This is a genomic window from Nonlabens marinus S1-08 (genome assembly GCF_000831385.1).
Taxonomy (GTDB): Bacteria; Bacteroidota; Bacteroidia; order Flavobacteriales; family Flavobacteriaceae; genus Nonlabens; species Nonlabens marinus.
On sequence record NZ_AP014548.1, the window covers coordinates 140,029 to 153,845 of the forward strand.

Below are 13,817 nucleotides of genomic sequence, written 5' to 3' on the forward strand. Positions count from 1 at the left end.
ATGAGAACACTTAAACTGATATGGGATATTAAAGGTCCTGATGCGGAATTGACCGCGCAACATCATTTGACCCATTTAAGGGAATATATCAAAGAGCATAAAGTAGAAGTGGTAGCTAGTGGTGTAGAACATATGAATGGCGTTCATCATATTTGTTTTACAGCTGTAAAAGAGAAAGACATGCCCCAAATGAGAGATGATTTAAAACCTCATCGTGCTCAGCTGTGGCAAGAAAAATCATAATCAAAAACCTATGAACTCAAGTGAAGCATATTTAAAATGGAATCGAGAGGAATTCATCGCTTACGTGATGAGCTATGCTGCTCGAATTGATGTGGATCATAGTGTTGAAGAAAGAAGAATGATTCGCGATTATTGTTCTTTTTCAAATTATCAATCGATTCAAAAAGAGATAAAAAAGGATAGTGATATTGAGGCGCTGCATAAAATTGAAGCCTACGCTAGACATCATGAATTAACCTTACTAGACCAAGACCTCGTGTTGACAGAAGTACGCAAAATGTTCGAGTTCAATGAAGAGCATTCTGCTATGGAAGAAGGCATTCTTGCCATGCTTAAAAAACTATTCCCATAATTTCACCAATGAAATTCATTGAACAACTCAAAGAATTCTTACCTGAGCATAGAGTACTAACAGGTGACTCCCTAAAGGAAAGGTACACTCACATTTGGACCATGGATCAACCATTGAGAGCCATGTGTCTTGTTTTACCAAAAACTACAGAAGAAGTTAGCAAAATCTTGAAGATCTGCAATTCTAATGATATCAAGGTCGTAGTTCATGGTGGTTTGACAAACCTTGTAGGCGGCACAGAAACGAGTGGTGACGAAGTCGTACTATCTCTCGAGCGAATGAATACAATTGAGGAGATAGATTCAGAAAGCCGCTGCGTTACGGTGCAATCAGGAGTGATTCTAGAACACCTACATGAAGCTGTCGATGCACAAGGTTTGTTGTTTCCATTGAATTTTGGGGCGAGAGGATCTGCTCAAATAGGTGGAATTATATCTTCAAATGCTGGAGGTTTGCGAGTTTTGAAATACGGTATGACCCGGCAACTCGTTCTAGGACTAGAAGCAGTACTTGCTAACGGAACGGTGATCAGTTCTATGAAAAAGATTATCAAGGACAATTCTGGTTATGATCTTAAACAATTATTTATAGGATCAGAAGGCACCCTGGGAATCGTCACTAAAGCTATATTGAAATTAGAAGAAGCACCTAGCAGCAGGAATGCTGCTTTTCTTGCTGTGAATGATTATGATAGCGTGATGCGATTGCTTAAATATTTTGATCAAGGACTTGCTGGCAAATTAAGTGGCTTTGAATTGATCTGGCGAAATAGCTATGAGCAAATGACCGCTACTAGCGATGCCGTGCGACCACCACTACCCTACAACTATGAGTTTTACATATTGATAGAATCTTTAGGTAGTCAACTACAACAGGATCAATTAGAGTTTCAAAACCTGCTAGAAATTGTTGTAGAAAAGGAAATGGTTCTAGATGCTGTTATGGCGCAGTCGCCCAGTGATGTAGAATGGTTTTTCAGAATAAGAGAAGACGTCAATAATTTGACTGATTCCATGACTCACGATCAGCATTTTGATATCAGCTTGCCTATTCCTCTAATAGGGCCGTACATAGCAGATTGCTATGAAAAACTGAAAACTCTAAAAGGTGTAGAGCAGGTGTATGCCTTCGGTCACGTGGCTGATGGGAACATCCATTTCATGGTAGGTAAGGAAAATACAGAAGATGAATTGAGGCTTGCAATCAACGATATCATCTATTCTGATTTGAAATCCATAGGTGGATCTGTAAGTGCAGAACATGGTATAGGCCTGCATAAGAAACCTTATTTAAAAATAAGCCGAACGTTTGAAGAAATTCAATTGATGAAGACGCTTAAAACGGCCATGGACCCAAAAGGAATACTTAATCCTGGGAGGATTATTGATTAAGACCTCATTAAGTTCGCTTTCGCGAAAGCGAAAATTGACACCATAAAATCTCTCTCTAGAATTCAAAGGCTTCATCAAGCTATTCAGAACCCCAGACAGGATTAATGAATACGAAGCATAAAAAAAGGGTTGTCTAGTAAAATACAACCCTTTCATTATTTAAAATAGAAGCTCTATTCCTTAGTCAACTTTATACTGCGAACTTCTCCATCAGTTGAAGAAATTTTAGCAATGTATAAACCTTGTGAAAGTCCTGACGCATCAATAGTTGCGGAAACTGCAGCTTCATTATGCTCTATCACTAACTTTCCTGTAACATCATAAACAGCTACCGAGCTAATAGGAGAGCTTAAAGATTCTATGTTCCAAACATTTTGAGCTGGATTAGGATACACTTTAAACATTGATCCATCAACCTCATCCACGCTAGCAGTGGAAGCTTTGTATAAATAGATATTATCTAAATAAACGACTCTCGATCCATTGTCAGCTCCTGCAACAGTTAGGACAAACTGTCTTAATGCATCTCTACGTTGATTAGGCGCATCAATAGAATTCATGGTTGAAATTGGAATATCAATAGACACCCATTCTCCAAATGTATTTGCTGGATTATTTAATTCAAATGCAGACGTTTCTCCATCATTACCCACGTGATTGGAGAACTTAGGATTCACTATCAACCCTGTTCTTAAGCTAGTGTCGGTCCAATAGTCAAAGTGAAACATCGTTTTGTCAGAAGTATTCACTGTAGTACCCCAATCTGCAAATAAGAATTGAGAAGCCGGTTGATTCAAAGTTGCTTTAATAAAATTATCCCCATCAATAATAACCGTCTCAAAATCTTGACTTCCTACTCCAAATGCTCCAAAAACAACACCTTCTTGATCTGCATAAGCATCACTATAAACTGAAAAATAGTCTTGTGAATTTCTAGCAGGAGGAGTTGGTGCAGATACTGTTGGAACAGCATCAGTATTACCACCTCCGCCGCCGCCTGCGTTTTTGACTAAGGATACATTATCTAGAACTACAACACCTACTTCAGCACCCATATCAAAAATTACACGGCTATTAGCTCCTCCAAAATTGGTAGCAGTCAAAACCAGTGTGAATGTTTGATTCTCAGTAGTTAATGCAACTGATTCAACCGTAGCATCAAAAGGTGCTTCATTGAGACCTATACCAGCAAGAATGGTCCGATTGCGATCTGATGATGCATCGAAGATCATAGTGTAAGTTTCGCCTTGTTCAATAGTAAGTACTTGACTAAGATTCACCGCAAAAGCATCTCCTGCTTGCTCCACGTTAGCAAAATTAAAGCTATTGTTTCCTTCAGTTTGTTTATTTGCAGCGTTTCCAAACCAAGGATCTATAGTCGCAGCTTCAAAGTCACCATTAACAACTAGTTCAGCACCAGCTCCACCGGAATCTCCCGTTTCATCAATTAAAACAACATTGTCTATCACAACAGTACCCGTATCTGCTCCCATATCAAAAATGACGCGGCTTTGAGGGCTTCCAAAAGTGGCAGAACTTAACGTTAACGTGAATGTTTGAGTTGTTGTTGTGAGGTTAACCGTTTTAACATCTGCGTCAAATGGAGGTCCATTGAGGCCTATACCAGCAAGCATTGAACGTTCCCGATCCGAGGAAGCTTCAAAAGTAAGGGTGTAGGTTCTATTCTGAACTATTTCTAACTCTTGACTTAAATTGACATCAAAAGCATTTCCTGCTGTTTCGACATTAGCAAAATTGAAGCTATTACCTCCTTCAGTTTGCTTATTTGCAGCGTTTCCAAACCAAGGATCTATGGTCGCAGCCTCAAAGTCACCATTGGTAACTAAATTCGTCTGCGCTTGTACCAAGGCAGCTCCTAAAAATAGGAACATCAAAAAAGTAATTTTTTTCATAGTTGTTTATTTAAATTAATACGGTTTAATTCTTTTAAATATAAGGGAAGGTGTTATTTATTGCCCAGATAGCACCTTTACAAATGACATACACACAAAATAATTCTAGTTAAGATAAGCGTTTTATCTCAAAATACTTTAAATCAGCGTATTAAAATATTTTTTAAATAGGATTTTAAAAATACTATTGCGATTTCTTATCGAATGTTGTACTAATGTTGTATTAGAGATAAATTGAAACACCTCAACTCCAACGTTTGAGTTATTCCGTTGAAAAACCGTTACGCGTAATTAGAACTTTAATTTCTCGTCCTTATCCCACAGTCCCCAATACGCACCTACTTCACCTTCATCTCCTTTTTTCCAGGATTCATCAAAAGAAGAAAAGTAAAATACATCAATATCATTTCTTTTAGACCAGTGCTGGGTGTCAACAAAATACTTCATTGCATTCGTGCTTGATGGATGTGCATCGCGAAGGCTCTCCCCTTGACTGGGCCATCCGGTTTCTGTCACAATCACTCGCTTACCGTCACAAACATTCATAACTTGATGAAACATATCATTCATGTGCCCTAATGCATATTGAATTTCAGTTCCTTCCCAGTAAGGATAGCAATTAGTAAGTATCACATCAGAATTTTGGACTAACTCTGGATGAACTACAAATTCATAATAGGCATCTACGTATCCAACGGGAATCTTAGGAAGTGCTTCCCTGACTCTCTTCATGTATCCTAGAAGTTGTTCTAATGAAAGATCATTACGATACAATACCTCATTCCCTACTGCAGCTATGTCGACAAAACCTTTCTGCGCAAGATCAATTAGCGCTTCTATTTCTAATTCATTTTTTTCAAGGTCGTCGCTCAACCATGCGCCAACTAAGGTTTTCATCCCATACTTATGCGCTATTTGAGGGACAAATTCATTTCCCTCAATACACGAGAAGGAACGCACCCAACTGGAGTACTTGTTCAATGTCTTAATGCGGCGTTCTACTTGTTCTTTGGTAATGTGATCTCCTGGCTCTTGTCCGTCTTCATACATGCTGAAGCAAATACCATGCATACCACCGTCAAGCGTTTCACGCCATAACTTCTGGAGATCGGCGTCGCTGAGAGTTGAAGTATCGATCCCTTCAGACTGAGCAAATTTTACCCTGTTTGCTTTTAAAAAATGTTCTCCTCTATATGACATGTTAGTATTTTAAATTTTCGTTTTTATCCCATATTCCCCAGCGAGCACCTACTTCGCCTTCTTGACGTATTTTCCACGACTCATCAAAAGAAGAGAAGTAGAACGTATTAACTCCTTTATCTTTTGACCAATTCATAACGTTTACGAAGTATTTCATGGCGTTTACTTTTGAAGGTACTGCGTTTTGGTTTATTTCCCCTAGATTGGGCCATCCTGTTTCTGCAACCAGGACCGGTTTACCATTAGAAACTTCCGCTACCATTTGGTGCATCTGGTCTAGGTAAGCGGTTGCTCTATCAATGTCACAGCCTTCCCAGAATGGGTAGCAATTTGCCAATATCACATCACATTCGTCGATTAATTGTGGATGTTGTACAAACTGATAGTATGCGTCAACATACGCCACTTGTACATTCGGAACCTCATCTTTCACTCTTTGAATATAACCTAGGATTTCATCAAGTGATAGTTCTCCTCTCAAAAGAACTTCATTCCCTACCACAGCAATATCAACCATTCCTTTTTTAGCTTGACTGATCAGTCCTTGAATCTCTAGCTCATTTCTATTTTTATCATTACTTATCCATGCACCAGCAACACTTTTAAGCCCCTTAGACTTTGCCGAAACAGGTATGAGCTCGTTCCCTTCCGTACAAGAAAATGATCGAACCCATTGTGTGTAAGGCGCAATGATTTCCATGCGTTCATCAATTTGAGTGCCTGTTAATTGATCTCCTACGTTTTGCCTCTCTTTGTAAGGGCTAAAACAAATACCATACACCCCTGCATTTAGATGAGATCTAAATTGGATTTGTACTTCTGATTCTGATATGTTTGGATTCACGTCAGTTGGATAAGTCCCAGTTGCATTTAAAGACACTAATGTCTCCAGTTTGTTCAGAGCGTAAAAAGAAGAACTTACTGGTTTCAATTTATCTCGTTTGCGTTGTGCCAACTGGGCACTAATGAGCTCTGCTTTCTTTTCAGTTAAGTCATAGTTGCGCATGATGTACATAGCACCTAGGGTTCCTAAAATGGGTAAGCCTGAATAAAATAATCTAATTCCGGTTATGGATGCTTCGGTATTTACTGCATCTGGAACAAACCCAACAACGAACATTATCCCACCTGTCAAAAGTCCTGCGATGGCAAAACCAAACTTTACCATCCACCAATAAATTGCTCCAAATACTCCTTCTCGTCTTTTACCTGTATTCAATTCATCCACATCAATAACATCTGAAGTCATTGACATCATCAACGTGAACAAACTACCTATACCAAAAGAGAAGAATGGTAATGCAAACAAAAACATGTAGGGCTTGCCAGGAATAAATAAGAACCACAACATTATATACCCTACCACAGATATACCTTGAGACCATAGAAAGGCTTTCTTTTTCCCTAGTGTTTTTGACATTCTTGCCACTATAGGTATAACTAAAAATGTAGTAACTAGAGCTCCAATACTCCCTAACAAAGTGGGCCAGATGCCAGCGGCGTTTGCATCGCCAGCAAATAGGTAATAGACAACAATAAAAAATGAAAAACCTGCAACAGTATTGAAGGCATTGAATATTAAAAAGGTAGAATAACAAAGCCTTTTAAAATCGTCAATTTTAAAAGCTTCTTTGAAGTTTTCAATGATTTGCTTTAAGCTACCCCCAATTGTTTTCAATGTCAATGGGGTTAAGCTTTCGTCATCCTTCGTAGACCTACTCTTTACAAAGAATGCAGGAACCATAGCAAGTATTGCACATACCACAGCTACCCAAATGGCTATGGTTCGAGTCGCTACTGCTCCATTTTCAAACCACTCTGGATCATACATAATTACCCAAAACCATGGCGCAATTACCCAAGCCCATTGACCTATCCATTGCGCAACTGCCATAATATCAGTGCGCTCATGAAAATCATCACTCATTTCGTACCCCATCGCTACGTATGGCACGCTGAATATGGTAAGCCCTAGATAAAAAACGAGCGACCAAAAAAGAAAATAGGTAAAGTTGTAGCTCAGGCTGTCTACCTCATACAGTTGCCACATCAAGGCAAATGAGACTCCCATCACAATAGCACCTATAAAAACATATTGTCTCCTTCTACCCCATACAGATCTTGTGTTATCTGATATAAAGCCCATAATAGGATCAGTTATGGAATCAAACACTCGTGGCAGAAAGAATAAAATACCCCACATCCAGGTAGGAAATCCTAAATTTTGAACCAGTACAACCATAAATATTCCCAGTGCAGCAGGAAACATTTGGTTTGCTAACATTCCTAAACCAAAAGCAACCTTCTGACCAAAATGAACCTTACTCTTAGCACTAGACATATGAATGGGTTTTAGTTAGTTACTGGTATTAGTACGGTTTGAAGACTTTGCGCACCTAGGTTGATGCTTATTTCGCTTTCGCGAAAGCGAACTGTGTAATTTTTATTTTCCATCCCTTCATTAAAAATAACGAATGCTATAGACCCGTCTGGGTTCTTTGCGGCCGTGACCATTAAATCTTTATCTGGGTTATCTACTCCAATAACCTGAGCACCAGGACGTATAAATTTGCTAAAATGAGCCATGGTATAATAAAGTGGCGTAAAGTAAACCTCATCTTTATCCGGATCCACGATTACGGGTGCAGCGCACCAGTTCTCAAACCAGTTAGGTCCACCTTGCTTGTCCAATACCATGTTCCAGTCCACCCAGCCATCTACCCAATTGTTTAGGCAGCCTATAATATCTCTTGCATAACGATTTACTGGCGCGTACTTGGGATGTAGATATTTCTGATCTTCAGCAGCCCAATCCCAGCCCCAATCAGTTGCTTCTTTGGACCAATACCATTTGTCATCTTTCCATGCTGGCACTTCAGAATCCACGCAACCTTCCGTTTCTATAAGGTATTTATCTGGCGCCTTATTGTGAGCGTATTGCAATTCTTCTGGAAACACTTCATAGGTACTTTCATACCAGTGGATGGCAGTTCCATCAAAGTACTTAGAGGTTGCTTCGTTTTCATACATTACGTCTACCCATTCTCTAAGCCCGGCTCTATTCTGATCGTAACCTAGAATGATTTTATCTCCATGGCCGTCTGCTTCTAATTTTGGCCCCAAATGAAACTGCACAAAGTCTGTCATCTCTCTAGGTGTGAAGTGCATGCTTTCCCAGTTATTCCCATTTCCATGAGGCTCATTTTCTACTGTAAAACCCCATATAGGAATGCCTTCTGCTTTATAAGCATCGATGTATTTAGAAAAGAAAAGGGCCCAAGTATCATAGTATTTAGGTAACAAACTTCCACCTACCCACTCGTTATTATCTTTCATCCACGGCGCTGCGGTCCATGGTGATGCAAATATTTTAAAACCATTTTCAGACGCTGCCATGGCGTCTTTGATCATCGGGATCAAATCTGGCTGATCTGCTTCAATGGTAAAGTGATCTAAATTCATGTCACCTGCCACCGGAGAATAAGAATATTGTGACAAGGAAAAGTCGCAACTGTTCATGTGCGTACGTGTTAATGAGTAATTTGCACCCTCTCTTGAAAAGTATGCATTGATAATCGTATCTCTATTTTTTTCACTCAAACGATTGAGTAAATAAGCAGAAGATTCTGTAAACGCTCCACCAAAACCTGTAATGGTTTGAAAGGTTTTGTTCTCATTAATAGTAATCACTGTAGCGCTATCACTCACTTGAAATGGCTCTACTTTAGTCAAGTTATTCCCATCAGCAGATGTCTCGTAAACCTCTACACTCAAAACATTTCCAGTTTCCTTTTGATCCTTACAACTCATCAGTGCACTAATTATTAAGACTGGTAATAAAATGGATTTCCATTTATTCATATCCTTTTAAATTTAATTTCAATGGTGGGACTTTTACATGATCCAACAATTGTTTTTTATTACCATCATAGCTTTTGACAATAGAGTTACCATCTCTTGTTAATCCTTCAAAAGCATTGCTATCTACAAGATCCCAAACCGCATATTTAGCCTCACCATCTAGTGCAAAAAGTCCAAAATGATTTTCAGATCCCAATGGGTTTGCTGCGTCTTTCCATTGCTCATCAAATGCTTCAAAATAAAAACAGGCCACCTTGTTCTTACGGCTCCATTCTCGCATTAATTTATAATAGGTGCCTGCTTTGAATTGATCTGCAGCTTTAGAGCCGTCATCTCCGTACAAGTCACTGGCATAGCTTGCCCATCCGGTTTCCCCTATATGGATAGGTTTATCTACACCTATAGAGGTCATATATTTATGTACTCTATTGTATTGGTCGACCGCATAATTAAAGGATCGTGTCATCAATCGATCTATTTTCTGTTCTTTGTTTAAGGCAATACCTTTAGGTGAAATACCCCAGAACACCGGATTGTAATGGGTATCGTGCATTGGGTAGGTGTGTACAGACAAATAGTCTACGGCTTTTATCAATTCGTTTAATTCCTCCGTATGATAAATACCTTCTCCACCACCCCAGGACGCAAAGTTGTCTGAACTCGTGATCCATAAGTCTTCAGGAAGAGTTCCTTCTTTTTTCAAACCTTGAAGGTGATTTACCCATTTCAAAATGACCTCAGGTTGCACATAGTAACTGGTCGCCCATTTTACCATAGCTTCATTGCCTACTGCAATAATTTTGATGATATCTGGATACTCTTTGGTAAGTGCAACTGCTCTGTCAATTTCTGCCGCATTTTGCTCACTTTCAACCATATGATCTGGCTCCTTTCCAGTCCACGCATTTTTACAATCAATCCAGGCGCCCAGCATCACGTACATTTCAAAACCAGGCTGTTCTTCTTTGAGCTCGTCAATTGCCTTTACCACGTTTGTAGCCATGGGTAGTTGCATATTATAAGTACGCAATATTTTGATACCCATAGCCGCTAGAATTCTCATATCCTCCTTAATTTGAGCTATGGTGGGTTGCACATTTCTAGTAGTATCTCGATATCCACCGTAGGATATGGCTTGATAATCGGAATTTGATAAGATCGCACTTGCTGTCATTAACGTATTCTCAGTTGCTGGTTGTTCCGGCTCTTTCACATCTTTACAGGCCATTACTACAAGTAACAGCAAAGTGGTTAATGATGTGATTTTGATTCTCATACCGGTTTAAAAAAGGTGGTGTTTTTAGTTCGCTTTCGCGAAAGCGAACTCATTTACCCATCTCATTGGATTATTTATTAATATAAACTTCTAGATATTTGACCTCTTGAGTGCGTTTAAACAGCTGATGGCTGGTCGTTTTATCTAGACACGACTCCTCAAGTTTCTTTTCACTTCCATCCATGTAAGTCACCTGAACGCCTCTCTTGTCGCTCAACGTATAAACCACCGGAACCTGGCAATAAGTGAATGCAAGTGATCCTGCATTCAAGGAAATACTCTGTTTATGGTTATTAAGGTCGATGTACTCAAATTCTTGAGAGTTTTTTAGGAACTCTTGATTGCGCAATAAACTAGGTTTAAAACAAAGAATACCACCTTCCACAACAATACCCAGTTCACCGAAACGACTTAAGATATCTTCCTTCACTTGGCCTGTCATTCCTGGCTGCTGAGCGCCTTTTGTTGCTGGCGTGTGCGAATACGGATCTGTAGGTATGGCACCGTATAATTTTGGCGATTTGTGCGCCCCTATACCTGCCTGAATTTCATAATAGTGATCTAACATCTTACCGATGACCGCGTCACTAGCTCCCTCATTTACTGCTTTGATGCAGCATTCCTGAACAGCTAATAACAACTTGGAAACCATGTGCCAGTAAATAGAACCTAAGCCTTCATAGCCGAAGAATGTTCCTGATCGCCCAGTGAATGCTTTGTGGTTGAAAACAGTTTCAAAGGTTTGTTCCAATTGCTTTTGCTCTGCAGACACTAATGCCGCATATTCTCCTTGAGCCAATTGTTTCAAAGCCTTTTTAAGACTGTTAGCATTATTGAAGCTTGCGTTGAAGTGATATGCTCCAGTAGAATCTTGAACGATCACTTTTTCATTACCTTCTTTTAGAAGTTTTTGGAACAACTTTGATTTGGCTACCAGTTCCTTAGGAAGGATGTTTTTTTCTTCAAAACCTGGTAAATCTTTATTAGGATAGAGGATGTAGCTGTATTGATCCTCCCTAAATAATGCACTGGATTTCAATCCATCCATTACCTCTAAAGCTTGCTTTGAACTCACATAACCAGAACTTAATACTGCTACCTGACCTTCTAACATTTCTGATAAATAGGAAATACTTACATCTCCATTATCCGTTATTGTCATCAAGTTGTAGGCATGATACATACCATCTGCGCGCTTGTTAGCATCGATACTCTGATCCAGATATTTGAGGGTCACTTGAATAAATTCTAGTAAGCTGCTTTTAGATAGTTCTTTCTTTTCTCCTGAAAAGTTGGATTTATAAATGCCGACTCTATAGTCACTTGCTGGTTGAGATACACCATCAAGGATAGCTCTACGCTGAGTGTCATTTATCTTACCATCAAGCAGTGCTTGATGGTCTTTCAAAGTTTTAAGTACTGCTTCATAAAAGGCTCCTAACTCTTTTGAAACAAGAGATGATTCAAAATCAGCATTTTTGATAAAGCCTTCAAAATAATTAAGGAAGCGCCTTAAGTAATATAGGGTTACCATAGAAACACCGTTTCCTACTAGCGCATTGTTAGCGTCATTCCATTCTGGACGTTGTGTGTTGAGCCAGATTCCTGCTTCTGGAATGAAGTTGGAAACTTTAGCCAAAAGAGTAGCCAATAATTTTTCTACTAGATTCACTCTGTAAATAGATCCAGAGCTTGTTTGTAATAAAGCACCATCTGCACCTATTTCCTCACGTCGCTCTTCAATAGTTTCTTGTAGCGCATAATCGAAATCAATGGTGTCCTTAGGATTTTCTAGGATATCTGCATATTCTTTGATTTTATAAGGAACGTTTGCATACACAAACAAGTCCTCATTTAAAAAACTATCTAGTTTACCCGGGTAATAATCTTGTATAAATTCTAGGAATTTCAGTAAATAGATGATCTGGTGATCGCCCCAGTATCCTATGTAAGACCATGGATCATCTTCTTCAATAACTTCCCAATCAAACCCGCCTTTTGTAACCCGGTAAGGATTGTAACCATCAAAGGTGGTAGCATTTAAGAATTTATGGATCATCCCATCGATAAACTCAGGATAGGAATGAGCCAAGGCTTCCCAGTTTTGGAAAATGTCGCGCCAATTTCCTTCATAGTCAAGAATTTTAGAACCATCTACTTCACTGCGGGTGTTGATAGAAAACTTGTTCCATGGGCGGCTAGGATCTCCATGCCTTCTACTAAATTTTAAAGGAAGGTATTCTATAACCAGCCTTTTGAAATCAGCATTATCAGTTGAATGAGCAATATTGGATAATTCACTTTGATCGAAGTCAGCGGAAAGGTTGCTCAACAAATGCTTCGTGTTTTCGAACACCTCCTTGTTTGCTGCTTCTAAATATTCTAAAAAATCTTCTTTTTCAATAACGTAATTGTTATCAAAAATTCCACCTCGCATGATGTTGAACATCGTGTTTGCAAAGTGGCGGTTATTAGTTAGTGGATCTGCAGTTAGTTGTAAACCGTCCGATGCAGCGATGAGATTCACTAGTTTTTGGGATCCAAGTTCTATATCAGCTTTAATTTTTTCAATCAGGTTCTTGTCTGCCTTGATCTGATCTGAAATGGCGTTGATGGTGACAATATTCTGATTTACATCAGCCAAGAAATACCATTCTTTAGAGCTTTTCGCTCCTACCTTGATTTTAGAAACTGTGAAGTAAGCTCCTTTTTCTGCCTTGACGTCTGTTTCTGGATGGATTTCCAATCCTCTTCTAAAATCCTCTAACTGCCTGCTAGAAATCAAATATGTAGGGTTTTCTAATCCTAACGACCAGACAACATTTGCCTTAAGCGCCTCACTTGGTTCTGCTTTATCCACAATCACTGCACTTAAAGCAATGATACCTATTCCTGTTTCTTCTTTGAGTTCTGTTCTTTTGTAAGCATCTACTAGATTACTAGAAGCTTTTTGCAAATCTTCACCCACGGTCGCAGGTAAAATATTTTGCAAGCCATCAAGAACAGTTACCTCAACCTCCCCAGCATTATGGTTGATCAACTCTGCTTTCTTTACAAAACCATAGGTGTCACTGGAATTCCAATGGTATCTGTAGGTAAGATTCAGGTCTTCATTGATCTCTTCAAATACCAGCTTGTTCCCGTATACATTTTTATACAGGTTGCGGGTGATTTTATAAACACCAGTGTATCTGTTAGAAAAAGGTTCCCAAAGAAGATCACGATCCTTTTGATGTACTCGTACAATCGTTTTGCTACCCGTGATGTCATTAGACTCTGTGATCTTGTCATCTGTGTAATAAGGAAATAGAGCAGCGTCGCTATTCTTACGGCCAGCAGTAAGGCCTCCATTACTAGATATGAACATCCAGTGATTGGAATCACTTACAATGCTCATAAAGAAGGGACGCATCCCATCGTGATTGCTGATTTTATAGTACTTCTCATTTTGAAAATCAACGAGCTCTCCCTTTACTTCCTCTTGTTTGTAGGTCGCTTTTTGATCTCCTAAATATGTATTTTGTTTGGCCATTTCTTTGATTAGGTTACTCTGCACTCGTTTTAAAATAAATAATTACTAC

The 13,817-nt window shown here is 39.1% G+C and carries 9 protein-coding genes; 3 read left to right on the forward strand and 6 right to left on the reverse strand.

The window, feature by feature from the left end; translation table 11 throughout:
* From NMS_RS00675 to NMS_RS00685, 3 genes are read left to right on the forward strand one after another with little or no spacing between them, the layout of a single operon-like run.
* Nucleotides 1–243 (forward strand): hypothetical protein, encoded by a 243-nt coding sequence (locus NMS_RS00675; protein WP_041494891.1) that lies wholly within the window; start codon nucleotides 1–3, stop codon nucleotides 241–243.
* 10 nt (nucleotides 244–253) lie between these two features.
* Nucleotides 254–595, forward strand: a complete 342-nt coding sequence (locus NMS_RS00680) for a hypothetical protein (protein ID WP_148311311.1) — start codon at nucleotides 254–256, stop codon at nucleotides 593–595.
* Nucleotides 596–603: 8 nt separating this feature from the next.
* Nucleotides 604–1,986 carry an FAD-binding oxidoreductase gene (locus tag NMS_RS00685; RefSeq protein WP_041494893.1) on the forward strand — a complete coding sequence of 461 codons (1,383 nt, stop codon included), beginning with the start codon at nucleotides 604–606 and terminating at the stop codon, nucleotides 1,984–1,986.
* Between the two features lie 173 nt (nucleotides 1,987–2,159).
* Here NMS_RS00685 and NMS_RS13350 read toward each other — a convergent pair whose 3' ends face one another.
* The 6 genes from NMS_RS13350 to NMS_RS00720 form a co-directional block, all read right to left on the reverse strand.
* Nucleotides 2,160–3,899, reverse strand: a complete 1,740-nt coding sequence (locus NMS_RS13350; RefSeq protein ID WP_052476621.1) for a T9SS type A sorting domain-containing protein — start codon at nucleotides 3,897–3,899, stop codon at nucleotides 2,160–2,162.
* 291 nt (nucleotides 3,900–4,190) lie between these two features.
* The gene (locus NMS_RS00700; RefSeq protein WP_041494894.1) at nucleotides 4,191–5,099 is read right to left on the reverse strand and encodes a glycoside hydrolase family 17 protein; all 909 of its coding nucleotides are present in this window, start codon (nucleotides 5,097–5,099) and stop codon (nucleotides 4,191–4,193) included.
* Between the two features lies 1 nt (nucleotide 5,100).
* Complete coding sequence (locus tag NMS_RS00705; RefSeq protein ID WP_041494895.1) at nucleotides 5,101–7,440, reverse strand: MFS transporter; 2,340 nt, start codon at nucleotides 7,438–7,440, stop codon at nucleotides 5,101–5,103.
* An 11-nt stretch (nucleotides 7,441–7,451) separates the two neighbouring features.
* The gene (locus NMS_RS00710) at nucleotides 7,452–8,909 is read right to left on the reverse strand and encodes a glycoside hydrolase family 30 protein (RefSeq protein WP_394330692.1); all 1,458 of its coding nucleotides are present in this window, start codon (nucleotides 8,907–8,909) and stop codon (nucleotides 7,452–7,454) included.
* 43 nt (nucleotides 8,910–8,952) lie between these two features.
* A complete protein-coding gene (locus NMS_RS00715) occupies nucleotides 8,953–10,236 on the reverse strand; it encodes a glycosyl hydrolase family 17 protein (protein WP_041494897.1) in 1,284 nt (427 codons plus the stop codon).
* A gap of 70 nt (nucleotides 10,237–10,306) precedes the next feature.
* Nucleotides 10,307–13,768, reverse strand: a complete 3,462-nt coding sequence (locus tag NMS_RS00720; RefSeq protein ID WP_041494898.1) for a hypothetical protein — start codon at nucleotides 13,766–13,768, stop codon at nucleotides 10,307–10,309.
* Nucleotides 13,769–13,817 lie beyond the last annotated feature (49 nt).

What these genes read in the sequence shown, in the direction of transcription:
- NMS_RS00675 (WP_041494891.1), top strand. Translation starts at nt 1, where the DNA reads ATGAGAACACTTAAACTGATATGGGATATTAAAGGTCCTGATGCGGAA.
- NMS_RS00680 (WP_148311311.1), top strand. Translation starts at nt 254, where the DNA reads ATGAACTCAAGTGAAGCATATTTAAAATGGAATCGAGAGGAATTCATC.
- NMS_RS00685 (WP_041494893.1), top strand. Translation starts at nt 604, where the DNA reads ATGAAATTCATTGAACAACTCAAAGAATTCTTACCTGAGCATAGAGTA.
- NMS_RS13350 (WP_052476621.1), bottom strand. Translation starts at nt 3,899, where the DNA reads ATGAAAAAAATTACTTTTTTGATGTTCCTATTTTTAGGAGCTGCCTTG.
- NMS_RS00700 (WP_041494894.1), bottom strand. Translation starts at nt 5,099, where the DNA reads ATGTCATATAGAGGAGAACATTTTTTAAAAGCAAACAGGGTAAAATTT.
- NMS_RS00705 (WP_041494895.1), bottom strand. Translation starts at nt 7,440, where the DNA reads ATGTCTAGTGCTAAGAGTAAGGTTCATTTTGGTCAGAAGGTTGCTTTT.
- NMS_RS00710 (WP_394330692.1), bottom strand. Translation starts at nt 8,909, where the DNA reads ATGAGTTGTAAGGATCAAAAGGAAACTGGAAATGTTTTGAGTGTAGAG.
- NMS_RS00715 (WP_041494897.1), bottom strand. Translation starts at nt 10,236, where the DNA reads ATGAGAATCAAAATCACATCATTAACCACTTTGCTGTTACTTGTAGTA.
- NMS_RS00720 (WP_041494898.1), bottom strand. Translation starts at nt 13,768, where the DNA reads ATGGCCAAACAAAATACATATTTAGGAGATCAAAAAGCGACCTACAAA.